Source organism: Flavobacterium olei (genome assembly GCF_039749035.1).
Taxonomy (GTDB): Bacteria; Bacteroidota; Bacteroidia; order Flavobacteriales; family Flavobacteriaceae; genus Flavobacterium; species Flavobacterium olei.
This window is the reverse complement of record NZ_JBDKWC010000003.1, coordinates 216470-243411: the sequence shown is the minus strand read 5'-3', so window position 1 is coordinate 243411 and position 26942 is coordinate 216470. Positions and strand designations below refer to the sequence as shown.

Sequence of the window (26942 nt, the reverse complement as noted above, 5' to 3'; positions counted from 1 at the left end):
AAATGAAGAATATTTGGGCGTGACCATCTCGTTGCAAAAGGGCAAATATACGTTATGGTTATACGCCCTTTTGCAACGAGACGGTCGGGCAATCCGCGCTACTTCGGTAGCCAGCTCCTATCCCTCACGCGCACAGTTTAAATCAACTTTTTTTGTCATTCGTCGTTCCTTAGAATGACAAAACATAACCACAAACGAAGAACCTATGAATTCCAAAATCATAAAAACATTTTTCATTTTACTTTTCACTTTAAGTGGAAAAATAATAGCACAATCCACTCAAAAATTGTGGTACAAACAACCCGCAGAATTCTTTGAAGAAAGCTTGGTTTTAGGAAACGGAAAAATGGGTGCAACGATTTTTGGCGGAGTAAATGCAGATAAAATCTATCTGAATGATATCACGCTTTGGTCCGGCGAACCAGTCAATGCGAATATGAATCCCGAAGCGTACAAAAATATTCCGGCAATTCGGGAAGCATTAAAAAATGAAAATTATAAACTGGCTGAAGAATTAAACAAAAAACTTCAGGGGAAAAATTCAGAATCGTATGCGCCTTTAGCAACATTAGAAATTAGCAATGCCGAAAAAGGGAAAGCAACAAATTACCATCGAGAACTTGATCTTTCTACAGCGACAACAAAAATAAGCTACGAACTGGACGGGGTGAAATTTACCAGAGAATATTTTGTTTCGGCACCAGATCAGATTATGGTTGTAAAATTTACTGCGAGTCAGAAAGGAACTTTAAATTTTGATGTAAATCTCAGAAGTCTCTTAAAATCAAATGTTGAAATAAGAGGAAATACCATGATGATGAACGGTACTGCGCCAATTCATGAAAATGCAGGTTATAATGTGCAGCCAAAATATTTGGACGCTAAAGAAAGAGGAACACGATTTACCACTTTACTTCAGGTTAAAAACACTGAAGGAAAAGTTAGCAATACGAGTTCGACCTTAACTGTGAAAGATGCGTCAGAAGTAATTATTTACATTTCTGTCGCCACAAGTTTTAATGGTTTCGACAAAAACCCCTCAACCGAAGGACTTGATGATGTCGCGATTGCGTTACGAAATTTGAATAATGCTATTGCAAAACCATTTACTAAATTAAAAGAAGACCATATTGCCGATTATCACAAATTCTACAATCGTGTCACATTAGATTTAGGAAAAACAACTGCACCGGACTTGCCAACAGACGAGCGTTTACTACGCTACGCGGATGGAAAAGAAGATAAAAATCTCGAAATTCTTTATTTTAATTACGGTCGGTATTTATTAATAAGTTCGTCAAGAACTTTAGGAGTTCCGGCCAATTTGCAGGGATTATGGAATCCGCATTTAAGTCCGCCGTGGAGCAGTAATTATACGATGAATATTAATCTGGAAGAAAATTACTGGCTGGCAGAAAACACCAATCTTTCAGAAATGCATCTGCCATTATTGAGTTTTATCAGGAATCTTTCGGTAACGGGAAAAGTAACGGCCAAAACATTTTATGGTATAAATGAAGGGTGGGCTGCAGCACACAATTCAGATATCTGGGCAATGACAAATCCTGTTGGACAATTTGGAAAAGAAGATCCAATGTGGGCATGCTGGCCCATGGCTGGAGCGTGGCTGAGCACTCATATTTGGGAACATTATACTTTTACACAAGACAAAGATTATCTAAAAAAAGAAGGTTATCCTTTGATGAAAGGTGCCGCTCAATTTTGTTTAAACTGGATGATCGCAGATAAAAACGGAAACTTAATTACATCGCCGTCAACATCACCGGAAAATCAATATAAATTATCTGATGGTTTTGTGGGTGCAACATTTTATGGAGGAACAGCAGATTTAGCCATGATTCGCGAATGTTTTGATAAAACGATAAAAGCGTCCAAAGTATTAGATACCGATGCAGCTTTCAGAGCAAAATTAGAAACCGCACTCGCAAAATTACATCCGTATCAAATTGGTAAAAAAGGAAATCTGCAGGAATGGTATTTTGACTGGGATGATAATGATCCAAAACACCGTCATCAATCACAATTATTTGGTCTTTTTCCCGGGAACCACATTTCGCCTGTTAAAACTCCAGATTTAGCGGAAGCTTCGAGAAAAACTTTAGAAATAAAAGGCGACGAGACTACAGGCTGGTCAAAAGGCTGGAGAATTAATCTTTGGGCAAGACTTTGGGATGGAAACCGTGCTTATAAAATGTTTCGCGAATTACTTCGTTACGTAGACCCGGACGGAAAAAAAACAGAAAAACCAAGAAGAGGAGGAGGAACGTATCCTAATTTATTCGACGCGCATCCGCCGTTTCAAATCGATGGAAATTTTGGAGGAACTGCAGCCGTTGCTGAAATGCTGATTCAGTCTGACGAAAACGAAATAAGATTACTTCCGGCTTTGCCAGACGCCTGGGAAACCGGATCTGTAAAAGGTCTTTGCGCCCGAGGCGGATTTGAAATTGATATGAGCTGGAGTAATAAAAAACTCCAGAAAGTATTTGTTTCTTCTAAAAAAGGCGGAAAAACAACTTTGATTTTTGGAGATAAAAAACAGGAAATTGTTTTGAAAAAGGGAGAAAGTGTAGAAGTTAATTTTTAAATACTATTGTCACCCTGAGCGTAGTCGAAGGGCGATCCAATTGGAACGAGGCTTTTTCCGAAGCCTCGGGACGCTCAGCCTGACAAACGATATTTGACACCGTCGGAATTTCTTAAAAATAGAAAAATTTACTTTTCTGTTTATTCTTTATGTGTTTCTTCTGTATTCTTTTCTTTCTGACTTTCTTTAAAACTCTCGTACCATCTTTCTATCGAAGGATAAACAAAAGCAGCCACTTTTTTCACCGGATTATAAAAAATATAAGAATCCAGAGTTTCCTTTTTGGCAAATGTATTATTGAAATTGATTTTTTCGAACAAGGCAATAAAAACACTCAGGATCAGAATGGTTTTTAAAATCCTGAAAAATCCTCCGCCTAATTTATTCAGCCAGCCCAACATGGCAAAATCTGCAATTCCGGTTAAGATTTTGGCGAGGAAATAAACACCAATCACAACCAGAATAAAAGTCAGAATAAAAGCTGTTAATTGGATATTGGTCGGGTTCCACGACACGTGTTTCGAAATTATCCCTGTCATTAAAGAAGAAAATTTAATGGCAAGATAAATTCCTAATAACAAAGAAATAAAAGAAGCCACTTCTATGAAAAGTCCGTTTTTAATGCCTTTGTACAAACTGAAAGCTAAAAGCGCTGCCACAATAATATCAAAAAAACTCATGTTTAGGTTTTTAAATGAGGCGCAAAGATATTCTTTTTTTTGAGTGGTAAAATTCAAAAAAGCAGAGGTTCAAAGGTTTTTTTGTACGTGATAACAAGTATAAGCTTCTATATGCATTTTATGTAAAGAGTATGTATCTTTGCCACTTCATATTTAGAATTGAGATTGCTGTTTCTATATTCAAGAATATTTTAAATCACTTCGCAATATTAAATCTAAAATTTAAAATCATAAATTAATGTCCAGAGATACACAATTAAAAGAGCGTTGGGAAAAGCTCGTTGATATACTTTCCAATCAATTTTCGCAGGGCGAAGACTTAGATTTGGATGCTATAATTTACCTCATCGGAGTTCAGGAATACGGAAAAGTACACCGCGAATATAAAAAAGACGAAAAACTGAATCTAATGCATATCGCCATCTGCAGATTATTAGAGCCATACGGATTTTATGAATTTGAATTTTTTGACGAAGAAGGGTGGCCGCATTATAAAGTAAAAGAAGAATTACCTCCCTTAAAAGCCGGAGAGCAATCGGTTTTAATGAAAGAAGCGATTGTTAATTATTTTTTGGAGAGAAAATTGATAGATTAGTGTAAAGAGGGAAGTGTAAATTAAGATTTTGGACTGAAAATAAATATTCGGTTTAAGAAAATACTTCTCGCTTCTTACCTTTAACATCTCACTTTTTTATTTAAATTTGTATTCTCAAGTATTGAAGGAAAATGATAGACAAGATAAAACAGCATATAGAGGAAGCAAAAGCCTTTAATGATAAAAATAAAGAATCGTTAGAACAATTCCGTATTAAATATTTAGGTAGTAAAGGTTTACTTAAAGAACTTTTTAATGAATTTAAAAATATTCCGAACGACCAGAAAAAAGATTTTGGACAAGTAATAAATACGTTAAAAGCGGTTGCTGAAGAGAAAGTAAAATCGATTCAGGAAGAACTGGAAAGTAAAGAAGAAACAAAAGGAATTTTTGGAGATCTAACGCGTGCTGCAGAACCGGTAATTATTGGTTCCCGTCACCCTATTTCAATCGTTAAGAATCAGATTATTGATATTTTTGCGAATATCGGTTTCAATGTTTCTGAAGGTCCGGAAATCGAAGACGACTGGCACAACTTTACGGCATTAAACTTACCGGAATACCATCCGGCGCGCGACATGCAGGATACATTTTTCATTCAGACCAATCCAGATGTTTTATTGCGTACGCATACATCATCTGTTCAGGTTCGTTATATGGAAAATCATAAACCGCCCATTCGTACCATTTCTCCGGGAAGAGTTTTCCGTAACGAAGCGATTTCTTCCCGTTCACATTGTATTTTCCATCAGGTAGAAGGATTGTACATTGATAAAGATGTTTCTTTCGCAGATTTGAAACAAACATTGCTATATTTCACTAAAGAAATGTTCGGAAAATCTAAAATTCGTTTACGTCCGTCATACTTTCCATTTACAGAACCAAGTGCCGAGATCGATATTTATTGGGGTTTGAAAACAGAAACTGATTATCGTATTACAAAAGGAACAGGCTGGCTGGAAATTGGAGGCTGCGGAATGGTAGATCCTAACGTTCTGAAAAACTGCGACATTAATCCGGACGAATACAACGGTTTTGCATTCGGAATGGGAGTGGAGCGTATTGCCATGCTTTTATACCAAATTGGCGATATCAGAATGTTTTACGAAAATGATGTACGTTTCTTAGAGCAGTTTAAAGCAAACATATAATTTAAGTTATAAAGTCATAAAGTTGAAAGTTGAAAGTTCCTAAAAGGCTTTTTACTTTCGACTTTATGACTTTCGACTTTTAAACTTTTGACTCACATGAAAAAAGATATAGTAATTCCAGAAGTAGAAAACGTATTCTTAGCTGCCGTTCAGGAATGGAGCGACGATTTTATGGAGAAAGTCTGGTACGCATACTTAGTTAACGACAGCGACTTTAATTTAGACAGCGTAATGGTTGTTTCAAAAGCTTTTGGAACCATAGACGGGGAAATGAAAAAAACGTCGATTCTACGCCACGCTTTTGTAGAAGTTCCGGCTGTTTCTGTAGTTAAAATAGAAATGATCGAGAAAAGTCTTTTGGTTATGAATAATGAATTTATGGTAACTTTCTTCATTGGAAATACTTTGTACGACAAAAAATTCATCTTCAAATCAAACCTCATTAACGAAAATGATACGGAAGAAGTGCCTATTTTGTTTGTGGAGGGGATTATGGTGAAGTAGATTTTAAAAGAAGAAAGAAGCAAGAGGAAAGACTTTTATAATTGGGCTTTGTAAGAAGAAAGAAGCAAGAGGAAAGACTTTATAATTGAGACTTGGAAGAGGAAAGAAGCAAGAGGAAAGACTTTTATAATTGGACTTTGTAAGAGGAAAGAAGCAAGAGGAAAGACTTTTGTAATCGAGACTTAGAAGAGGAAAGAAGCGAGAAGAAAGACTTTTATAACTGAGCTTTGAAAGAGAAAAGAAGCAAGAGGAAAGATTTTGAAATTTAGTTTAGAAGAAGAAAGACGAACGACTTCTTTGAAATAGAATAAAGAGAAAGAGCCAGGACTGGAAATTCAGTTTGGCTCTTTTTTTGTTTTAGCACTAGGGTAAAATCTTTCTTCTTGCTTCTTTCCTCTTTTCACTAAAAACTAATCCAAAGACTCCGTTAATTTCTTAAACACCGATTTAGCATCTTTACCTTCATATAAAACTGCGTAAACAGCATCAATAATAGGTGTTTTTGCTCCGTAGCCCTGATTTAGTTTATAGGCACTTTTGGTAGCATAATAACCTTCGGCAACCATGCTCATTTCCATCATGGCGCTTTTTACCGTATACCCTTTTCCAATCATATTTCCGAACATTCTGTTTCTCGAGAAAACCGAATATCCTGTAACCAATAAATCGCCCAAATAAGCCGAATCATTAATGTTACGTTTCATTTTGTGCACTTTTCTAATGAATTTTTTCATCTCACGGATTCCGTTACTCATCATAACCGATTGAAAGTTATCACCATAACCTAAGCCATGTGCAATTCCGGCTGCAATGGCATAAATGTTTTTAAGCATCGCTGCATATTCCGTTCCGATAATATCATCTGAAATTTTAGCCTTTATGTAATTTCCGGAAAGAGATTTGGCAACAGTACACGCTTTGTCCGGATCTCCGCAGGCAATTGTTAAATAAGAAAGCCTTTCAAGTGCCACTTCTTCAGCGTGGCAAGGACCGGTAATTACACCAATATTGTAATATGGAATGTCGTATTGAATGTGGAAGTGTTCGCCCACAATTAAACTGGTCTCCGGAACAATTCCTTTAATGGCAGAAAAAATAATTTTATCTGATAAAGAAACCGTCATATTCTTTAATTCGGCATCCAAAAACGCAGAAGGAATTGCAAAAATTACATAATCTGCATATTCTATTGCTTCATTTATATTGTTGGTCAATTTAAGTTTGTTGGTGTCAAATTCAACAGAACTTAAATAATTTGGATTGTGCTTGTACTTCTGAATGTGCTCTATTGCAGCATCATTACGCATATACCACGAAATTTCAGAAAGATTTACACATAACATTTTCGCAATTGCCGTTGCCCAGCTTCCACCACCAATCACTGCAAATTTTAAATTTTCGCTCATTATTTTAATAATTTAAAACAAAAGTACTTAATAATGTGTCAATAAAGCAAAATCTGATTTAAGAAATTTTGAAGAAACGTATAAATCATGATGTCTTTCAAGAACTTTAGATGAAAATATTTTTTTTAATCTAAACACAATAAAGGTGACAGCCTTACGTTATAATAGATTATAAATTAGAATTTTAATGAATTTAGAAAGCATTGAGTTAGTTAGTTTTGTTTTAGTATTTTAAAAAGGCGTTCCTAAAAAATTTAAGAACGCCTTTTTTATTGTGTAATATTTAGTTTTGAAAACCAAGTATTCCTCACTAAATACTAATTAATAGCTCATTTCAACAATAGATTTTACCTTGTCTAAAGTAATGAGTTGGTTCTCACCTAAGCCTTTCCAGCCTCTTTCGTCAAAACGATTGACGATGAAGTCTGCAGTTTTAGAATAATCTCCAGTGTATTGAGAAAGTTTTGTGTCCATTCCCATATTATGGAAAAATTCAACGGTTTTATTGATGGCTTCTTTAGCGACTTCTTCATCAGAACCGGTTAAATTAAATATTCTTCTTCCATATTGTGCCAGTTTTCCTTTTTTGGTTTCAAACATCACTGTATATAAACTTGGGCCAATAATGGCTAAAGTTCTGGCGTGATCAATTTCATACAATGCCGTTAATTCGTGACCGATCATGTGTGTTGCCCAATCGCTTGGAACACCTTTTTGGATCAATCCGTTTAATGCCATCGTACAGCTCCACATAAAATTGGAAGCCAAAGTATAGTCGGTTGGATTTTCTACCACTCCCGGACCAACTTCGATCAAAGTCTGTAAAATACCTTCGGCAATTCTATCCTGAAGAAATCCTTCATGAGGATACGTTAAATATTGCTCCATTACATGCGTGTAAGCATCTACAACCCCATTTTGCAATTGTCTTTTTGGTAAAGAAGCAATAACTGTCGGATCGCAAATAGAGAATTGTGGAAACAAGGCACTTCCGCCTGAAGATAATTTTTCCTGAGTTGCCTCAATCGTAACTACGTATCCGGAATTCATTTCGCTTCCCGTTGCAGGTAAAGTTAAAACTGTTCCAAATGGCAGTGCATTTTCTTTAATCAGAATTCTTTTTTGGAGAATATCCATCGGATTTCCCTCAAAGTGTACTGCTGCAGAAATAAATTTTACGCCATCGATTACAGAACCTCCGCCGACAGCCAGAATAAAATCAATTTTTTCATTTTTAATCACTTCAACGGCTTTCATTAAAGTTTCAAATCTCGGATTTGGCTCAATTCCGCCAAATTCTACAATTTCAAAACCTTTTAAATTTGCGATTACCTGATCGTAAATTCCGTTTTTAAAAATACTTCCGCCTCCGTAAGCCAATAATATTTTAGCATTTTTGGGAACTAAAGAAGAAAGTTTAGAGATCTGTCCTTTACCGAAGATTAAGTTCGTAGGATTATATAATTCGAAGTTGAGCATTTTTTTTATTTTTAGGTACTAAGGTTCTAAGTTGCAAAGGTTCAAAGTTTTAATCTTTGTCGCTAAGAACCTTTGCAGCTTTGTTCCTTTTTAATTCAATTTTTGCAGCAATTTTCCGGCTACCAATTTAGACGAAGCAGGATTTTGACCCGTTATTAAAAGTCCGTCTTCTACAGCGTATGGTGCCCAGTTTGGACCTTTGGAGAAAGCAGCTCCGTTTTGCGTCAAAGCGTCTTCCAGTAAAAACGGAACAACTTTGGTTAAACCTACGGCTTCTTCTTCCTCATTTGTAAATCCGGTTACTTTTTTTCCTTTAACTAAAAATTCGCCATTTACTTTTACATTTTTTAAAACCGCCGGAGCATGACACACAAATGCTACAGGTTTTTTATGATTGTAAAAAGATTCTATTAATGCAATAGAGTTTTTATCTTCGACTAAATCCCAAAGCGGACCGTGACCTCCCGGATAAAAAACCGCATCATAATCTTTCTGATCAATAGTGGAAAGTTTATGCGTATTTTTTAATTTTTCCTGTAATACCTTATCAGCGTCAAAACGTTTTGTGTCTTCTGTTGCAGAAGCCGGATCTGCACTTTTTGGATCTATTGGCGGTTGCCCTCCTTTTGGTGTTGCAATTGTAATCTCAACTCCCTGATCTAATAATTCATAATACGGTGCAGCCAGTTCTTCTGACCAGAATCCTGTTTTTTCTCCTGTATTGCCCAGTTTATCATTGCTGGTAACAACAAATAATACTTTTTTCATATTTTTTTTATTTGATTTTTGAGCTTCAGCAGAAATGCTTACAGCTGTGAATGCAGTTATTGCGAGTAATGCTATTTTCTTCATAATATTAAATTTTAGACAAATTTACGGCTTAAGTGATATTTGTAAAAATAAAATAAACTATGTTTGTTATTATAAAATTTATATCATGGTAAATCTCGAATGGTACAGAACTTTTAAAGCAGTTTACAAAAACGGTAATTTTTCAGTGGCTGCAAAGGAATTATTTATGAGTCAGCCAGCGGTTAGTCAGCAAATTTCAATGCTTGAAGCACACGTGGGGAATAAATTATTTAACCGGAAATCAAAAGGAGTAGAACCAACCGAATACGCTAAGTTACTGAATAATTTGATAATAGACGCGTTGGACAGGCTTGAAAGTGTGGAAGCTGGTTTTCGCGCTAAAGCGGAAGATGCTAACCGGTTAATTTCTGTTGGAATTTCAAGGCATCTTTTTAATTGTGTGGGTGAACTTCTAATTTCCAAATTTGATTTAATCGATTTTACTTTTGCAGAAGACGATGAACTTTTTGCATTAGTTGATGCTAAAAAACTTGATTTTGCCATTACCACAAAAAGATTTGACACTTTTGATACTACCTACGAAATTGTTGGAAAAATAAAACTAATTATGGTGGCGCCCACAAGTTTGGATATAACCGATTTTCGCCAGAAATTAAAAGCAGATAATTATACGGAACTGGAACAGTGGCTCAATGCACAAAAGTGGTACAGTCATGATGCACGAATTCCGCATATAAAATTATTCTGGCTGCATGCTTTTAATAAGAAGCGACCGTCAATGGTTCCTAATTATATAATTCCTTCGGAGTCGGATATGCTTAGACTTTTATCAAAAAATGAAGGTGTTGCAGTAACATGGAATTGCAATGCCAGGAATTATATTAAAGAAAATAAATTACAGTTGGTTTGGAACAGCTTTCATGTTCCCGAAGAATTTGTGTATTTGTTAGCTCCTAAAAATAATAATGTAAAATCAATTTTTGAGGTGATAGAGAAAGAACTGAAATTGTTTTTTGGAAATAGATTATAAATTTTTAAGCCGCGAATTCCAGTAATTTTCACGAATTAATTTTAAATATACTACGGGAAAATTGTTGCAATTAGTGGAAAACTATAAAGAGTATGATTATGGAAAATCTACAAAATATTAGAGTTGCAGTTGATGCCATTGTTTTTGGATATCAAAATGGGCAGTTGTATGTGCTTTTGATTCAGCAGAAATTTGGTTCGGCAGAATCTTATTGGGCTCTTCCGGGCGGATTGGTAAAAAATGATGAATCGCTGAAAGATGCTGTAAAACGTGAACTAAAAGAAGAAACCAATGTCGAAGTAAACTATTTTGAACAATTATTTACATTTGGTGATGATATAAAAAGAGACCCGCGAAACCGTGTTATTTCTGTTGCTTATTTTGCTTTGGTCGATCCTTCAAAACTAGAAATTGTGGCCAGTTCAGATGCAGATAAAGCGCAATGGTTTCAAATAAATGAAATTCCGAAACTGGCTTTCGACCATAATTTAATTCTTAAAAAAGCTATTGAAAGACTTAAAGCCAAATTAAGTTACGAGCCAATTGGCTTCGATTTACTTCCAAAAGAGTTCCTTTTTTCAGAACTCGAAAATTTGTATTGCACTATTTTAGAAAAAGAAATCGAAAGAAGAAACTTCCGAAAAAAGATACTAAGTTTTGGAATTGTCGAAGAAACGGAAAATTATTCTCCAATAAAAACAGGACGTCCGGCAAAATTATTTCGATTTAATAAACTGAAATATAATGAATTATCTAAAGAAGGTATTCACTTCGAAATAAAGTTTGCGTAATTTTTACACAAAATATATTGTTTATTTAAAATTTAATTCTACATTTGCGTATAATTAACGCAAACTAAAAAACTATGATACTAAATCTCGACCCAAAATTCGCTCCTTTTCAAAATCAGGAAGAAATCAAATTTCAAAGTTTTACTTTCTCAGGAGGAGAACCACATATTAAAATTGCACCCGATTTTGATGTGAATAGAAAAGTAATGATTACACACCGACTAAATTCTTTCAACGATTTAGGATTATTGTGTGTTACTGTTGATGCTTTACGCAGAATGGATGTTAAAATTATCGAATTGTTCATTCCGTATTTTCCGGCAGCAAGACAAGACCGTGTTATGATTCCGGGAGAACCGTTGTCTGTGAAAGTATATGCTGATATCATTAATGCAATGCAGTTGAATAAGGTTTTTGTTTTTGATGCACACTCAGAAGTTACACCAGCGTTATTGAACAATAGCACTGTAATTCCGAATTACACTTTTATAAAAGAAGTTTTAAACCGAATTGGCCAAAACGTAAAACTGATTTCTCCTGATGGTGGCGCCTTAAAGAAAATCTATAAAGTTTCTGAGTTTTTAGGCGGTGTTGATGTGGTGGAATGCAGCAAAAGCCGGGACGTAAAAACCGGAAAATTATCTGGATTTAAAGTTTACAATGATGATTTAGAAGGGATGGATTGTTTAATAGTCGATGATATCTGCGATGGAGGAGGAACTTTTGTTGGCTTGGCAGAAGAATTAAAAAAGAAAAACGCCGGAAAATTATACTTAGCCGTAAGCCACGGAATTTTTAATAAAGGATTTGAAGTTTTAAACTGCTTTGACGGCATTTTCACAACCAATTCTTTTAAGGATTTTGAAGGCGAAAGTGGGGTTGAGGTGATTGGATTAGACAAATTAGTTTAAAGTTTCAGGTTTCAAGTCTCTTTTGCAAACCTTAAAAAAAATCTATTAACAGTTGTAGGTTAACGCTTCAAATTTCAACTTCAGTTAACAACCTGAAACCTGAAACAAGAAAAACCTGAAACAAATTTAAAAAACCAAAAAATTATGAGCGACGATTTAAAACCAAGATTTATTGAGTCTTTAAAAAGAAACAATGATCAGATTAGAGAAGACAGAGCCAAAACAATTGGCGAAGATTCTGAATTAATTTACAGACGAAGAGTCGAAGATATCGAATTGAAAATCAAAAGACTCGAAAGAGAACAGGAAGGACTGATTGATATTAGTCCGCTGGATAAAAACAGTTTGACATTTGCCGATTTTCAGCCGGAAGCTTTTGTACAGAAAGATATGGAACTTTCGCTGACGATTAGAAATTTAAACATCCAGTTTGAGGTTACAAAAAAGAGATTTGAATATTTATTTGGAAAAACATTTTAGTCATGGGAGGTACAAGATATGATATAGGCGCTCGTTTGAGCAGAGCAGAAGCAGCAGGTTACGGAAAAAAATCTGCCAGCGAAATTTTTACACAAAATGCATTACACAGAGCTCATGAATCTATGAATCCGAATGGCGTGATTTTTAGAGAAGCAAGAGATTCTGAAGTACATCCCAACACGGTTCCGATTATTTTAGGATTGGACGTTACAGGAAGTATGGGACATATTCCACACGAACTTATTAAAGAAGGACTTCCGAAATTAATGGGCGGAATTATTCAGGGCGGTGTTCCGGATCCGGCACTTTTATTCTTAGGAATCGGAGATCACGAATGCGACAGATATCCACTTCAGGTTGGACAGTTTGAATCTGGTGACGAAGAACTGGATATGTGGTTAACAAGAACATACATCGAAGGCGGAGGCGGAGGAAATGCTGGAGAAAGTTATCTTTTAGCGTGGTATTTTGCAGCATTTCATACCAAAACCGATGCATTCGAAAAAAGAGGACAAAAAGGATTGCTGTTTACCGTTGGAGATGAACCAGGTTTGAAAAAACTTCCGGCTTCTGCCATTAAAGAAATTATGGGCCAGGGACAGCAGACTTACACAAATTTAGAATTATTAGCAGAAGCGCAAAAACGTTATGATGTATATCATATTAGTGTTTTACACTCTGGACAAGCGATCAATGCGGATGTAGAGTGGAAAGAATTGTTAGGTCAGAATTGTTTGTCGATTGAAGATCACAGAGAAATTCCTAACGTAATAAAAAAGATTATCTGCGATAAACACAAAAGTTCTGGATTAGGAACAATACCAGTTTCTGATAAAAATGATTCAGGTTTAGATAATATAGAAATGCTTTAAAAGCTTTGCTCCCGAAGCTTCGGAACTGCGTATTTGCGAGATTAAAAGTTTTCTAGCCGAAGAAAATTTGCTCGCAAAGTCGCAAAGACGCTAAGTTTTTTTAAAAGACTAAGTTAAAAAAAGTATTGAAAATAAGATTTGTTGACTTAGAAGTTACTGTTAAAGTATATACTTAAAATACTTTGTGTCTTCACGTCTTTGCGGCATTAAAAAAATAACAAAATGAAAACAGCGCAAATAGTTATAGGTTTAGGATTTGGTGATGAAGGAAAAGGTATAACAACAGATTTTCTGGCAAAACATAAACCTCAATCTGTAGTTATTCGCTTTTCGGGAGGACAACAAGCGGCGCATACCGTTATGATCGGCGATAGAAAACACGTGCATTCTAGTTTTGCGAGCGGAGCACTTCGAGGTCTTCCATCTTATTATAGTGAGCATTGTACGATTCATCCGCTTTTTCTGTATAACGAACGAGAAGAATTAAAAGAAAAAAACGCTAATCTGGACTTGTATATTCATCCGTTAGCAAAAGTTACAACACCTTTTGATGTCTGGCACAACAGAGGAAATGTACGAAACATTGAAAACGGAACCTGCGGAAAAGGCATCGGTTCTACCATGAAAAGAAACGAAGGTCCGTATAAGTTGTTTGCCATAGATTTGATTGCGCCACGCGAAATGCTTCTAGAGAAGCTAAACCAGATTGCGTATTACTATGGTTTTTCAAATGAAGATGATATTGATGAAGAAGTAAAACAATATTTGGAAGCGATTGATAAACTCAAATGGAATATTGTCGATTACTGTTTCCTTTCAAAATACAAAAACCTGATTTTTGAAGGAAGCCAGGGAATTCTGCTGGATATGGATCACGGTGTTTTTCCAAATGTGACCTACGCCAACACGACTTCAAAAAATGCAATTGAAATTTGTAATAAATTAAAGATTGAAGATATTGAGATTTATTACGCAACCAGAAGTTACACCACCCGACACGGACACGGCTGGATGGCAAATGAAGGAGAAATAAAATTAAAAAACAACGAAGAAGAAACCTGTGTTTTCAACGAATATCAAAAGCACTTACGTTTTGGAAGCTTAGATTATAATCTATTAAATTATGCTCTAAAACTCGATGCCGCTTACAGTCCAATGGCGAAACGAAATTTGGTGGTAACCTGTATGGATCAGCTTGAGCAGAATTATGAGTTCGAAAGTCTCAAAACAGAATTTAAAGAAATCTACGGATCGTTTTCGCCCGATTCGAAAGACTTTAAAAACATTACTTCTTTGTATCAATAAAATAGAAAAAAATGAAGTACAACATAGAAAACATAGCTCCGGAAAGTAAGTTTTTATTTTTCTGGGGACATCAGCCCACGAAAGATGGAACGATTACAAAAACCTGTTTTAGTCAATGGTGGTTGAGTTCTTTTGAAGTAGATAACATCACATACAAAACAGCCGAACATTGGATGATGGCCAAGAAAGCGGAATTGTTTGACGATCAGGAAATTTTAGCTAAAATCATAGCCTGTAAATCTCCGGCCGAAGCTAAAAAACTGGGTAGAAAAGTTAGAAATTACGATGATAAAGTTTGGTTAGAAAACCGATTTGAAATTGTAAAAGAAGGAAACTATCATAAATTCAGTCAAAACAAAGATTTAAGCGAATTTCTAATCAATACAAATGAACGAGTTATCGTGGAGGCAAGTCCGGTAGATCTCATTTGGGGAATCGGAATGGCAGAAGATCACAAAGATGTTTTGGTTCCTGAAAAATGGAAAGGGTTGAATTTGTTAGGTTTTGCTTTGATGGAAGTTAGAGCTAAATTGAAACAATAAACTGTAGAGTATACTTTATGGTTTTTAGAGTTTCAAATGCATTAAAAATTAAACAAAAATTAAAAATAACATAGAAAAGATGAATGAAAAAACAGCAAAAAGCGTCAGCAAATTTTTAAGTCTGGTGCTGCGACATTCGCCTGAAACTATCGGATTAAAATTAGACGAAAATGGATGGGCAGATGTAGAAGAATTAATAGAAAAATGTAATAAAAAAGGGCAACGTCTTAATGCAGAACTTTTGGATTATGTTGTAGAAAATAACGATAAAAAGCGTTTTGCTTTCAACGAAGATAAAACCAAGATCCGTGCAAGTCAGGGGCATTCTATTTCGGTTGAATTAAATCTGGCAGAAACAGAACCTTTAGAATATTTATACCACGGAACGGTTGGCAAATTCATGGAAAACATTCGAAAAGAAGGTTTGAAGAAAATGAGTCGTCAGCATGTACATTTGAGTAAAGACCAAGAAACGGCGACGAAAGTAGGAAGCAGAAGAGGAATCCCTCAGATATTAACCGTTAGAAGCGGTGCCATGCACAGAGACGGATATACATTTTATTTATCCGAGAACAATGTCTGGCTGACCGATGAGGTTCCGGCGAAATATATTGAATTTTAAAAAATGAAAAGAACAATAGTTTTTGGAGATATTCACGGAGGTTTAAAAGCTTTACTTCAGTTATTAGACAGAATTGACTACTCTGAAAATGACCGATTAATTTTCTTAGGCGATTATGTTGACGGTTGGAGCCAATCGGCTCAGGTTATAGATTTCCTACTTGATTTATCTCAAAAACAGGAATGTATTTTTATAAGAGGTAATCACGATGCCTGGTGTCAAGAGTGGCTTCAGAATGATGTGATAAACGAAATATGGTTTATGCACGGCGGAAAATCAACCATAGAAAGTTATCAGGATAGCGATCTTTCGCGAAAGCAGCAACATCTTGATTTCTTTAAAAACATGAAAGATTATTTTGTGGATGAAAATAATAATTTATTTATCCATGCTGGTTTTTCATCCATGCACGGACCGGAAAAAGAACATTATCAAACGAATTTTTCCTGGGACAGAACATTATGGGAAATGGCTTTGACAATGGACAAAAGAATACAAAAAGATTCCAATTTATATCCGAAAAGATTATTGCTTTTTAATGAAATATACATCGGGCACACACCTACACTTCATTACGATGTTGAAGTTCCGATGCAGGGCTGTAATGTCTGGAATGTTGATACAGGAGCAGGTTTTTATGGAAAACTTACGTGTATAAATATCGAAACAAAAGAATTTTGGCAGAGTGATGTGGTGCAAACCTTGTATCCTGATGAAAAAGGAAGAAATAAATAAAAGATGAAAAATACCATAAAATCAGGTTTACTGGGAGTTGCAATAGGCGATGCTTTGGGAGTTCCGGTTGAATTTAAGACTAGAGATAATTTAAAACAAAATCCGGTTACAGATATGTTGGAATTTATGTGCTGGAATCAGCCTCGGGGGACATTTAGTGATGATAGTTCGCTGGCCTTTTGTACTGCAGAAAGTTTATGCAGGGGTTTTGATATCGAAGATATGGCGCAGACTTTCGTAAAATGGATGGTTGAAGGATATTGGGGCGCTCATTATAAAGTATTTGATATTGGCGGTACAACCAAGCATTCTCTGCTTCGTGTAGTAAAAGGAGAATCGGCCGAATTCTCTGGAAACTTTTTTGATGAGGATAACGGAAATGGATCTTTAATGCGTATTTTGCCTCTGGTCTTTTATCTTCAAAAAGAAAAAGATATCGAAATTATTTACAGGAAAGTCAAAGCAGTTTCGTCGATAACCCATGCACATTTCCGGTCAGTATTTGCCTGTTTTATTTATGTACTATATTGTTTGGAGATTTTAAAAGATAAAGATAAATTCGAAGCTTATAAGGATATGAAAGTTGTGCTTTCAAAATTTTTGGAAGATAAAAAATATAATCCTGCTGAAATTCAGTTATTTGATAGAATTCTGAAATACGATATGCTTTATGTAGAAAGTGAAATACAGTCTTCGGGTTATGTTCTCCATAGTTTAGAAGCAAGTTTTTGGTGTTTTTTAAATGCAGATTCGTATGAAGAAACCGTTTTAAGAGCAGTTAACTTAGGTGGCGACACCGATACAACGGCAGCAATTGCAGGAGGTTTGGCAGGAATTTATTACGGACTGGATAATATTCCGGAGAAATGGATAGAGCATTTAGTCAGAGTAAATGATATAAAAGATTTGGCAGAACGATTAGCAGATAATTTAAATAAAAATATATGAACCCTTTATTATTAACCGACGGTTACAAAGTTGACCACAGAAGACAATACCCAGACGGAACCACATTAGTATATTCTAACTGGACACCAAGAAAATCACGTATCGAAGAAGTGGATGAAGTAATCTTTTTCGGATTGCAGTATTTCATCAAAAAATATATTATTCATGACTTTGAAGAGTCTTTCTTCAAAAAGCCAAAGGAAGAAGTTGTAAAAAAATATTCTCGCAGAATTAATAATTATTTGGGTGAAAACCTGGTCGGAATCAAGCATATTGAAGATTTACACGATTTAGGATATATTCCGATGGTTTTTAAAGCTTTGCCGGAAGGAGCGAGCGTTCCGTTGCGAGTACCAATGTTTACGATGTACAATACAATTCCGGAATTTTTCTGGCTGACAAATTATTTCGAAACGTTACTTTCTGCAGTGGTTTGGTTACCGTGTAACTCTGCGACAATTGCAAAAGAATATAGAAAAGTATTAGACAAATTTGCTGCAGAAACTTCTTCTGCTCCTGAATTTGTAGATTGGCAGGCACACGATTTCTCTATGAGGGGAATGGGCGGTATTGAAGCAGCACTAACTTCTGCTGCGGGACATTTATTGAGCTTTACAGGATCTGACACGATTCCGGCGATCGATTTTTTAGAAGAATATTACAACGCCAATTCAGATCAGGAATTAGTGGCAGGTTCAGTAGCGGCAACAGAACATTCTGTAATGTGTATGGGAACGACAGAAGGCGAGTATGAAACATTCAAAAGACTGATAACAGAAGTGTATCCAAAAGGAATTGTTTCTATTGTTTCTGACACCTGGGATTTATGGAAAGTGCTAACGGATTATCTACCACGTTTAAAAGAAGATATCGTTTCCAGAGAAGGAAAAGTCGTGATTCGTCCTGACAGCGGTGACCCTATTCTAATTATCTGCGGAAATCCCGACGGAAAAACAGAACAGGAGAAAAAAGGAGTAATCGAATTGCTTTGGGATGTTTTTGGCGGAACAACAAACGATAAAGGTTTCAAAGAATTGGTGCCACAGATTGGAGCGATTTACGGAGACAGTATTACCGTAGCCAGAGCAACTCAAATCTGCGAAAAATTAAAAGAAAAAGGTTTTGCTTCTACCAATGTGGTTTTAGGAATCGGATCTTTCACTTATCAATATAACACTCGTGATACTTTCGGATTTGCAATGAAAGCCACTTATGGCGAAGTAAACGGACAAGGAAGAGCGATCTTCAAAGATCCAATTACTGATGACGGAACTAAAAAATCTGCCAAAGGATTAATGAAAATCGACTTAATCGACGGCAAGTACCATTTAACCGATAATGTTTCCTGGGTAGAAGAAAAACAAGGCGAATTGAAAGAGGTTTTCAGAGATGGAAAGCTTTTAGTTGATCAATCTTTAAGCGAGATTAGGACAAGAGTAAAAAGTGACGTGAGTATCGAAGCTTAATTACAAAACAAAATCCAGAATTTTAAATTCCTGATTTTTTATTTTGTATCCTCAGACCTTTGTCAAAGTTTAAAACTTTGACAAAGGTCTTTTGTTTGTAATAAGTTGCCTACAGCTTTAGCTATAGGTAATAGTATTGGTCCAATACAGGCTTTAGCCAAACGTCTGAATTGGGCTAAAGCATTTACTAACAATTAAAAACCTCCAGTTAAAACTGGAGGCAATTCAAATAAAAAATTATGATTACTTTTTATAAAAATTATTATGATCAATATATTCCCAAACTTTTGCAGGAAGTAAAGGCTGAATGTTTTTTCCTTCTTTGATATTATTTCGAATAAAAGTCGATGAAATCTCCACAATTGGTGCATCGATTACATGAATTTTAGGATGCGATTTTAATTCGATATTTTCAGGTTCATCAGAAATTCTTGGGTACACATAAATATCATGATGGTTCAGAATCACTTCGTAATTTCTCCATTTATGAAGTGTCTTCAAATTATCTTCGCCCATAATCAAAGAAAACTCATGCGTTGGATATTTTTCCTGTAAGTGCGCGAGCGTAATTACAGTATAATTCGGCTGAGGTAATTTAAACTCAATATCCGACGGTTTTATCTTCGGATAATCTTCTGTTGCCAGAAAAACCATTTCTAATCGCTGATGATCGTCTAAAAGCGTTGCTTTTTGCTTTAACGGATTATGAGGCGTAACCACCATCCAAATCTGATCTAAACCGGCAAATTCTGCCATGTGATTGGCAATAATCATATGCCCAACATGAATTGGGTTGTATGTGCCGAAATAAAGACCTATTTTCATTTTTTTTAGTACTTAGTTTTTTAGTGCTTAGTACTTAGTTTTAAGTTTAATCTTTCGTCATAGTATTAAAGATAAGAACTAGGTACTTAAAAACTAAGGACTAAAATACTAATCTTTAAGATTTCTTGAAAAAGCATTTATCATTTTGCTTTCTTCTTCAATCAAAAACATTATTTCATTAAATAAATTATTATCAGAGATGAAATCTAATTCTTTTGCAATAATAATTTGTGTTTCTATTTCATTCAATGAACCTCTCGAAATATTCAAAAAATGATTAAATGACTTGTCACTTTGTCTTCCGAATCCTTCTGCTATATTTGATGGAACTGATACACTGGCTCTTTTTAATTGACTTGTTAGCGCATATATTTCCTCTTTTGGAAAACCATTCGTAAGTTTATAGACTAAAACAACGATTTTTATTCCTTTCTGCCAAATTAGTAATTCTTTGTATGATTTAATTCCACTCATATTTTAAGTTTTGATTTTAAACTCAAAATTAAACGTAAAGAAAAAAAAAAGCTGTCCACTAAGGACTAATTACTAATAACTAAGGACTAAAAAACTACTTATTTACGAAATCTTTTACTAGTTGGTGCGCTTCTTCCAAGGCAACTGGCAAATCATAATTTTTAATAATCACATCAAATTGAGGAGCAGTCGCCAACTCTACAGATGCCTTAGCAATACGCATATTAATTTTGTCGTCACTTTCTGTGGAACGTTCTTTTAATCTTCGTTTAAGTTCATCTACACTTGGAGGTTTTACAAAAACTGCTAAAGTTTGTTCCGGGAATTTATGTTTGATACGTAAACCGCCTGCGACATCAATATCAAAAATCACATTTTTTCCCAAAGCCCAGATTCTTTCAATTTCCGATTTTAAAGTGCCATAGAAGTTATCGCGGTACACTTCTTCCCATTCCAGGAAATCTTCGGCTTTAATATGTTTTTTAAATTCTTCTAAAGAAATAAAATAATAATCTTTTCCGTGAACTTCCTCACCACGTGGATCACGAGAAGCGGCTGATATTGAGAATTCAAGATTTAAATCTTCTTGTCCTAATAAGTGTTTTACGATCGTTGTTTTTCCTGATCCGGATGGCGCCGAAAAAACAATTAATTTTCCTTTATTCATTGTGTATGCTTTAGGCTGTAAGCGATATGCTTTAAGCTTTTTGTTTTTGCTCTAAGCTTTAGGCGATATGCTTTAAGCTTTTTCTGTATGTTTTTTTATGCGTAAAGTTAAATGCTTACAGCTTAATGCTTACAGCTTAATGCTTATAGCTTAATGCTTATAGCTTTACAACACATTCAAAACCTGTTCTTTAATTTTCTCCAATTCATCCTTCATCATCACGACCAACTTCTGCATTTGCGCATGATTCGATTTAGAACCCATAGTATTAATTTCACGACCCATTTCCTGAGTAATAAAACCTAATTTTCTACCATTGGCTTCAGTACCTTTTATGGTTTCTAAAAAGTAATCCAAATGATTCGTTAAACGAACTTTCTCTTCCGTAATGTCTAATTTCTCTAAATAATAGATTAATTCCTGTTCAAAACGGTTTTCATCCACATTAACCTGCAATTCAGAAATCGCAGTTTGCAAACGGTCTTTTATCGCCTGAACGCGTTCCGGATCCAATGCCAGAGCATCGTTCATATACTGACGAATATTTGCAATTCGTAGATTGAATTCTTTTTCAAGAGATTCTCCTTCGTCTTTTCTGAAACTTAAGATGTTTTGCAGTGCTTCCTCAATAATAACCTGAATCTGTTCCCAGTCATTTTCGTCAATTTCCTCGCGTTCTGTTTTTAATGTATCCGGCATACGGACGGCCATTTTCATCAATTCAGTTTCATCAGCATCAGGATAAACTTCTTTAAGTTGTGCAATATAATTTTTTACAACAGGAACATTTACTTTGGTCGAAGTCTGTTCTGCAGTACTTTCGATGTAAATCGCAAAATCAATCTTTCCCCTTTCCAGTTTAGTCGAAATCTGAGTTCTTAAGCCAAGTTCCATTTCGCGGTAAAGCGACGGCATTCTTACATTTAAATCTAAACCTTTACTGTTTAAGGACTTTACTTCGACTGTAATCTTTTTTGTAGGCAATTGCAAAGAAGCTTTGCCAAACCCTGTCATAGATTGTATCATATAATTGAGTATAAAGGCGCAAAGATACTAAAAAACTTAACAGCTGAGGTTTCTAGTTTTTAAGTCGCTAAATTTGTACTTTGTTTTGGGCGTTCCCTTTCCCGATAGCTATCGGGAGGCTATCCGTTTCAATCTTTTTTTTGTCCCGTAATAAAACGGGACAAAAAAAAGGATTTCCATTTCTATCCCTAACGCTGCAATTCAAATTCATAAGCGCTTTTTCAAAATATTATTTTTGCAACGCTTTTGTAACCTGAAGAATATTCTGCTGACTGTTTCCCACGTAAACCTGATTATCAATAATAAAAACCGGACGGCTTAAGAAAGTATAATGTTCCAAAATATACTTTTTAAAATCAGCTTCGCTCAAAGATTTGTTTTTTAAGTCCATAGACTTATACAATTGCGCTTTTTTACTGAATAAAGCTTCGTAACTTCCGGCCAGTTTATGCATTTCTTCCAACTGTTCTTCCGTAATTGGATCTTGCCTGATATCCTGAAAAACTAAATTATTTTCAGGAAGATTTTTGATGATTTTGCGACAGGTATCGCAAGAAGCCAGGTAATATATTTTGTCCATAATTGTCGAATTGAATTAGATTACAAAGAAAATCCATTTGAAATTGAAAAATGATTAATTTTAGAAAAAAAATTACAAATATGGATTCAGTTTTTGCAGTACAAAAAAACATAAGAGAAAATCTTTTAAGAGTATTGGACTCTCATTCTTTAGAACAATTAAATAAAATTCCGGAAAGGTTTAGTAATAATATAATCTGGAATATAGCGCATTGTGCGGCTACACAGCAAGCCTTAGTATATAAACTGTCGGGTTTGCCAACCAAACTTCCGGAAGAATTTATAATGAAATACAGAAAAGGAGCAAAGCCGGAAGGAGATCTTTCTCAACAAGAAGTTGACGAAATTAGAGAGTTGCTTTTAACAACAAGCAGACAAATCGAAGAAGATTTTAAAAACAACGTTTTTGTGAAGTATCAGGAATATCCAACCAGCGTTGGATTTACACTTCGCAATATTGAAGAGGCATTAAATTTCAATAATTATCATGAAGGAATTCACCTCGGAATCATTATGAGTATTAGAAAGTTTGTTTAAAAAAAAGATCCCGCTTAGAGCGGGATTTTTTTTTATTCCATTATTCTTTCAATAGTCACTTTCATTGCGCCGGCGCCTTTATTTCTGGTGATTTCCATAAAAGCTCTCTTAGACAAGTCGATTTCACGGGTTTTTACAAAAGGTCCACGATCGGTAATTTTGACGATAACGAATTTGCCATTAGCTTCATTGGTAACTTTTACTCTTGTTCCAAAAGGAAGCTTTTTGTGAGCTGCCGTATAACTGTTGTTGTTAAATCTACTGCCGTTAGCGGTTTTCTTCCCGTTAAAACGATCTGCGTAGTAAGAAGCGTGAGCGTTTTTTTTATAAGGTTTTAGTTTTAAACCTTTGTCTGTAAATACGGAGTCTAAAGGTAATGCAACCAGATTTGGCTTTACATTTTTAACAGTGTCTTGAATAATTTTAGGTTCTGTTGTAGGTTTGGTCTGGCTTACCACATACGAAAATCCACTAATTAGAGTCAGAGCGATTGTGGCGAATAAAATTTTTTTGTTGTTTCTCATGGGTTATTTTTTTTCAGACTTGGGGGGAGTTTGTACAAATAATATGCCGAGATAAAAAAAGCCCTTCATCAGGGCTTTTTAATTGGTATTTTTAGAACCAAAGGTTCCACGGAATTCTACTTAAAATAAGCAATAATCCTAATCCGTAAAATATAGCAAAGGTTTTGAATTTAGCTTCGCTATTGATTAATTTTTTATGTTTTGACCATCCAATTGTGATTAGGATGATGGCAATAAGATTGATAAGAGGATGCTCTAACGAAGTTAATCTCAATTCTGCATTCGACATTTGCCCGAAAGCAGCTTTTCCTAACGGAGAAACAAAATAAAGGATCAGACCAATTAATAATTGAGTATGAATTCCAATTAAAGCAAACAAACCGATTTTACGATCTTTTCCTGTAAATTCTTTTTTTGAAGTGACTCCGATAATGGCGTTAACAACTGCAACAAGTAAAAGCAGTAATGCAAGGTATGCCCAGCCAGAGTGTAATTTTTGTATAAAATTGTACATAAACGATGTTTTTTGTTGAAAACAAATATAACAAAAATGACTATAAAAAAACGGCATTAAACTTAAAAGTCAATGCCGTTTATGGTATTTATTTAGATTCTAAATATTAGAAATCGTAACGTAACGCGAAGTTCCAAGTTCTACCGAAACCAAAGTAAACCTGGTTTGTAGTAGCAATACCTTTATATGTTGAAACAGTTGGAACATCTGCTGCAAATATATTTGTTTTTGCTTCAGCAATGTAAGTATAGTCAAAAACGTTGTTTACGTTTAATCTGAAGCCTACAGAATTGCTTTTGTTTTTACCAACTAACAATTTGTAAGATAATCCTGCGTCAGCTGTACCGTAAGATGGTAATTGTAATGAACCTCTGTTAGTTGCAGATGTAAAGTTTCCTGGAGAAATTGCAGCGTATAATTTGTCGTTATAGTTGTAGTTCGCATCAACAGTAAAACGTGGTAAAATCTCGTAAGTTGCACCTAAAGCGGCTGTAGTTTGAGCAGCATCTCCAACTCTTACACCGTCAAGGTATAATGTTATAGGAGTACCTCCACCGATAGGATTGTTTCCTGAGTCATAACGGTTACTTGTACTTGTTCCTTCATACTTCCAATCTCCAATAGAAAACATTCCGGTAAGAGTAAGTTTATCAAGTAATTTAGCAGTAGCGTCAAACTCAATCCCCGAGTGGATTTCCGTAATTCCAGCAAAATCGAAGTAACCTCCAGGGTTATCAGCAGCTCCGTCATTTTGTCTTTGATATCTGTCTTTCCATGAAGTACGGTAAAAGTTTAAGTTTGCAGTAAACATTTGTGTACGTAAACCATAACCAGCTTCAATACCGAAGATTTTTTCGTTTGTTAAGTTACCATTTACTAATGAAGCGTTGTTTGGGTAAACAGCGTTAAAAAATGGTTGTTTAGAGTAGTATCCTGAGTTAACAAAAACATTGTGATGCTCATTGATGTTATAATTAACACCACCTTTTACGTTTCCACCTAAGATGTTTTCATAATCTGTGCTTGACAGTGGATTTGAAGAAAGGTATTTAAAATAGTCCACTCTTTTGAATCCTTGTTGAGAAAGTGCACCCTGAATGAACGCAGTAAACTTGTCTGAAGAGTACTCTAATTGAGTAAATCCACCATACCATCTTACGTCACCATCATTGTAAAAGTTGATTTTTTCTTCTTTATCCGTGCTTTTGAATACGTTCCAGGCAGCATATGTAGAATATGTGTTTGTTAAAACTCTGTTTGGATTGTTTACATCAAAGTTATCAAGGTAAGAGTCAGCTCCTAATAAATTGTTTACATTTTGGTAGTGAATTCCTTTGTACCCTCTTACGTCAATTCCTAAATCCCAGGTTAAACGATCAGAGAATTTTTTATTGAAGTTAACAATTGCACCATACCAGTTATGTGAGTTAACAGATGAAATTTGAGAAATACCAGTTGTAGAATTTGTTAAATTTCCTGTAGCAGAGCTATTTTGAAACTGTCCACTTGTACCGTTAGTTGTACGAGTGTAGTTAGTACCGTTAATGTTTACAGTTTGTCCTGAGTTGTAAGCAACAATTTTGTCGTAATCAATTAAACCGTCTGCTGTTCTGAATGCGTTATTAGCATAGTTAAAACCTCTAATACCACCAGCTCCTCTGGAACCTCCTCCACGTCCGAAAGAAACATAACCGACAGTTGATAATTTAGAAGTTTCATTGATTTGGAAATCATAGTTTAATGAAACAACCGGCTTATGGTAATAGTTTCTTACCATGTTAAATTGTTCACCTCCTTTATAACCCCAGTCAGAGTTGTATTTAATGTTTGGATCAGATTCTGTACCATATTTTTGGTACTGAGCTATAGTGATAAATGTAGATCTTTGATCATGCCATTGTGGAGCACCAGTAACTGTAAATTGGAAGTCGTGCTTGTTGTTTTTTGTGGTATAGCCAAGAGCTACGTAGTAGTTGTCTCCGTTAAATTCAGTTCCGTCTACATATCCGTCACCCTGAGTGTGGCTGTATAAAACAGATGCAGAGAATCCGCTGTCTAATTTTCCTGTGTTGTAAGCAACGTTAGATTTGAAGAAATTATCATTACCAAAAGAGGTACCAACTGTACCACCTTGTTTCAAGTCAGAAGCTTTAGTTACGTAATTCATAGTACCCCCAACAGAAGCAATAGCTAATTTTGAAGATCCTAAACCTCTTTGTACCTGAATAAAAGAAGTAACGTCAGACAAACCAGCCCAGTTACTCCAGTAAACGGCACCGTTTTCCATGTCATTAACCGGCATACCGTTCACCATTACAGCAACGTTATTTTGGCTAAATCCACGAACAGTAATTCTTGAATCACCAAAACCACCACCAGATTTAGTTACATATACAGATGGTGTACTTTTTAGCATTTCAGGAAGCTCCTGATTTCCTAATTTTGCCTGAATTTCTGCAGCTTTAATAGTGGAAACGGCAACAGGAGTTTTTCTGTCTTTTGCGATATCGACTGTTGTACTTTTAACAACGATTTCACTTAATTCGTTAGAATTAGAAGCTAAAACAATGTTTCCAATGTTTGTAGTTCCACCAGATACTGAATACTTAACTGTTTTCGTATCAAAACCTAAAAATGTAATTACCAATTCGCCTGAGCTGCTTGGTGAGTCGATAGTAAATTTACCATCAAAATCTGTAGAGGTTGCTGTAGTAGATCCTTTGATAACTACGTTAGCACCTGGCAGTGAAGCGACACCGTCGGTAACCATACCAGTAACTTTACCTTGAGAAAATACGGTTGAAACTATCATAAAAAATAGTCCGGTCAGTAACCAATTTTTCATTTTCTTCATTTTG

The 26942-nt window shown here is 35.2% G+C and carries 28 protein-coding genes; 16 read left to right on the top strand and 12 right to left on the bottom strand.

The genetic code is table 11. From position 1 onward, the window contains the following. Nucleotides 1-205 precede the first annotated feature (205 nt). Complete coding sequence (locus ABEB31_RS08850; protein WP_347051086.1) at nt 206-2608, top strand: glycoside hydrolase family 95 protein; 2403 nt, start codon at nt 206-208, stop codon at nt 2606-2608. 140 nt (nt 2609-2748) lie between these two features. Here the strand turns inward: ABEB31_RS08850 and ABEB31_RS08845 are convergent, their stop codons facing one another. Next, nucleotides 2749-3288 carry a CvpA family protein gene (locus ABEB31_RS08845; protein WP_347051085.1) on the bottom strand — a complete coding sequence of 180 codons (540 nt, stop codon included), beginning with the start codon at nt 3286-3288 and terminating at the stop codon, nt 2749-2751. Nucleotides 3289-3526: 238 nt separating this feature from the next. Here ABEB31_RS08845 and ABEB31_RS08840 point away from each other — a divergent pair, with 238 nt between their 5' ends. From ABEB31_RS08840 to ABEB31_RS08830, 3 genes are all read left to right on the top strand, one after another. Next, complete coding sequence (locus tag ABEB31_RS08840) at nt 3527-3883, top strand: hypothetical protein (RefSeq protein WP_347051083.1); 357 nt, start codon at nt 3527-3529, stop codon at nt 3881-3883. Between the two features lie 131 nt (nt 3884-4014). After that, a complete protein-coding gene (pheS, locus tag ABEB31_RS08835) occupies nt 4015-5034 on the top strand; it encodes a phenylalanine--tRNA ligase subunit alpha (protein WP_347051081.1) in 1020 nt (339 codons plus the stop codon). A gap of 96 nt (nt 5035-5130) precedes the next feature. Further along, a complete protein-coding gene (locus tag ABEB31_RS08830) occupies nt 5131-5538 on the top strand; it encodes a hypothetical protein (protein ID WP_347051080.1) in 408 nt (135 codons plus the stop codon). A 410-nt stretch (nt 5539-5948) separates the two neighbouring features. Here the strand turns inward: ABEB31_RS08830 and ABEB31_RS08825 are convergent, their stop codons facing one another. From ABEB31_RS08825 to ABEB31_RS08815, 3 genes are all read right to left on the bottom strand, one after another. After that, the gene (locus tag ABEB31_RS08825) at nt 5949-6944 is read right to left on the bottom strand and encodes an NAD(P)H-dependent glycerol-3-phosphate dehydrogenase (protein ID WP_347051079.1); all 996 of its coding nucleotides are present in this window, start codon (nt 6942-6944) and stop codon (nt 5949-5951) included. A gap of 321 nt (nt 6945-7265) precedes the next feature. Next, nucleotides 7266-8423, bottom strand: a complete 1158-nt coding sequence (locus tag ABEB31_RS08820; protein ID WP_347051077.1) for an iron-containing alcohol dehydrogenase — start codon at nt 8421-8423, stop codon at nt 7266-7268. 90 nt (nt 8424-8513) lie between these two features. Next, complete coding sequence (locus tag ABEB31_RS08815; RefSeq protein WP_347051076.1) at nt 8514-9275, bottom strand: type 1 glutamine amidotransferase domain-containing protein; 762 nt, start codon at nt 9273-9275, stop codon at nt 8514-8516. An 85-nt stretch (nt 9276-9360) separates the two neighbouring features. Here ABEB31_RS08815 and ABEB31_RS08810 point away from each other — a divergent pair, with 85 nt between their 5' ends. From ABEB31_RS08810 to ABEB31_RS08760, 11 genes are all read left to right on the top strand, one after another. Continuing rightward, the gene (locus tag ABEB31_RS08810; RefSeq protein WP_347051075.1) at nt 9361-10266 is read left to right on the top strand and encodes a LysR family transcriptional regulator; all 906 of its coding nucleotides are present in this window, start codon (nt 9361-9363) and stop codon (nt 10264-10266) included. A 98-nt stretch (nt 10267-10364) separates the two neighbouring features. Continuing rightward, nucleotides 10365-11057, top strand: coding sequence for an NUDIX hydrolase (locus tag ABEB31_RS08805; protein WP_347051073.1), 693 nt, complete (start codon nt 10365-10367; stop codon nt 11055-11057). Nucleotides 11058-11131: 74 nt separating this feature from the next. Continuing rightward, the gene (prs, locus tag ABEB31_RS08800) at nt 11132-11968 is read left to right on the top strand and encodes a ribose-phosphate diphosphokinase (protein ID WP_347051072.1); all 837 of its coding nucleotides are present in this window, start codon (nt 11132-11134) and stop codon (nt 11966-11968) included. 144 nt (nt 11969-12112) lie between these two features. Next, nucleotides 12113-12448, top strand: coding sequence for a hypothetical protein (locus ABEB31_RS08795; protein WP_031455095.1), 336 nt, complete (start codon nt 12113-12115; stop codon nt 12446-12448). Between the two features lie 2 nt (nt 12449-12450). Then, complete coding sequence (locus ABEB31_RS08790; RefSeq protein WP_347051070.1) at nt 12451-13320, top strand: hypothetical protein; 870 nt, start codon at nt 12451-12453, stop codon at nt 13318-13320. A gap of 222 nt (nt 13321-13542) precedes the next feature. After that, on the top strand, nt 13543-14625 hold the full coding sequence (locus tag ABEB31_RS08785) for an adenylosuccinate synthetase (RefSeq protein ID WP_347051068.1): 1083 nt from the start codon (nt 13543-13545) through the stop codon (nt 14623-14625). An 11-nt stretch (nt 14626-14636) separates the two neighbouring features. Beyond that, complete coding sequence (gene ybiA, locus ABEB31_RS08780; protein WP_347051067.1) at nt 14637-15167, top strand: riboflavin biosynthesis intermediates N-glycosidase; 531 nt, start codon at nt 14637-14639, stop codon at nt 15165-15167. Between the two features lie 79 nt (nt 15168-15246). After that, entirely contained in the window at nt 15247-15789 is a 543-nt protein-coding gene (locus ABEB31_RS08775; RefSeq protein WP_347051066.1) for an RNA 2'-phosphotransferase, read from the top strand. 3 nt (nt 15790-15792) lie between these two features. Continuing rightward, nucleotides 15793-16524: a metallophosphoesterase family protein gene (locus tag ABEB31_RS08770; RefSeq protein WP_347051064.1), complete on the top strand. Its 732-nt coding sequence runs from the start codon at nt 15793-15795 to the stop codon at nt 16522-16524. Nucleotides 16525-16527: 3 nt separating this feature from the next. Further along, nucleotides 16528-17472 (top strand): ADP-ribosylglycohydrolase family protein, encoded by a 945-nt coding sequence (locus ABEB31_RS08765; RefSeq protein WP_347051063.1) that lies wholly within the window; start codon nt 16528-16530, stop codon nt 17470-17472. Further along, on the top strand, nt 17469-18938 hold the full coding sequence (locus ABEB31_RS08760; protein ID WP_347051061.1) for a nicotinate phosphoribosyltransferase: 1470 nt from the start codon (nt 17469-17471) through the stop codon (nt 18936-18938). The genes ABEB31_RS08765 and ABEB31_RS08760 overlap by 4 nt, the downstream gene beginning before the upstream one ends. A 243-nt stretch (nt 18939-19181) precedes the next feature. On the opposite strand, the gene nadD is transcribed toward ABEB31_RS08760, so the two are convergent. From nadD to ABEB31_RS08735, 5 genes are all read right to left on the bottom strand, one after another. Further along, on the bottom strand, nt 19182-19763 hold the full coding sequence (gene nadD / locus ABEB31_RS08755; protein ID WP_347051059.1) for a nicotinate (nicotinamide) nucleotide adenylyltransferase: 582 nt from the start codon (nt 19761-19763) through the stop codon (nt 19182-19184). Between the two features lie 108 nt (nt 19764-19871). Then, complete coding sequence (locus ABEB31_RS08750; protein ID WP_347051058.1) at nt 19872-20237, bottom strand: four helix bundle protein; 366 nt, start codon at nt 20235-20237, stop codon at nt 19872-19874. Nucleotides 20238-20331: 94 nt separating this feature from the next. Further along, nucleotides 20332-20904, bottom strand: a complete 573-nt coding sequence (gmk, locus tag ABEB31_RS08745) for a guanylate kinase (protein ID WP_053473399.1) — start codon at nt 20902-20904, stop codon at nt 20332-20334. A 165-nt stretch (nt 20905-21069) separates the two neighbouring features. Further along, complete coding sequence (locus ABEB31_RS08740) at nt 21070-21930, bottom strand: YicC/YloC family endoribonuclease (protein ID WP_347051057.1); 861 nt, start codon at nt 21928-21930, stop codon at nt 21070-21072. Between the two features lie 229 nt (nt 21931-22159). Then, on the bottom strand, nt 22160-22510 hold the full coding sequence (locus ABEB31_RS08735; RefSeq protein ID WP_347051055.1) for an arsenate reductase family protein: 351 nt from the start codon (nt 22508-22510) through the stop codon (nt 22160-22162). A gap of 80 nt (nt 22511-22590) precedes the next feature. Here ABEB31_RS08735 and ABEB31_RS08730 point away from each other — a divergent pair, with 80 nt between their 5' ends. Next, nucleotides 22591-23046 carry a DinB family protein gene (locus ABEB31_RS08730; protein WP_347051053.1) on the top strand — a complete coding sequence of 152 codons (456 nt, stop codon included), beginning with the start codon at nt 22591-22593 and terminating at the stop codon, nt 23044-23046. Nucleotides 23047-23078: 32 nt separating this feature from the next. Here ABEB31_RS08730 and ABEB31_RS08725 read toward each other — a convergent pair whose 3' ends face one another. From ABEB31_RS08725 to ABEB31_RS08715, 3 genes are all read right to left on the bottom strand, one after another. Beyond that, a complete protein-coding gene (locus ABEB31_RS08725) occupies nt 23079-23570 on the bottom strand; it encodes a septal ring lytic transglycosylase RlpA family protein (RefSeq protein ID WP_347051052.1) in 492 nt (163 codons plus the stop codon). 91 nt (nt 23571-23661) lie between these two features. Further along, the gene (locus ABEB31_RS08720) at nt 23662-24084 is read right to left on the bottom strand and encodes a hypothetical protein (protein ID WP_347051050.1); all 423 of its coding nucleotides are present in this window, start codon (nt 24082-24084) and stop codon (nt 23662-23664) included. A 106-nt stretch (nt 24085-24190) separates the two neighbouring features. Next, nucleotides 24191-26938 carry a TonB-dependent receptor gene (locus tag ABEB31_RS08715; RefSeq protein ID WP_347051048.1) on the bottom strand — a complete coding sequence of 916 codons (2748 nt, stop codon included), beginning with the start codon at nt 26936-26938 and terminating at the stop codon, nt 24191-24193. Between the last annotated feature and the right edge of the window lie 4 nt (nt 26939-26942).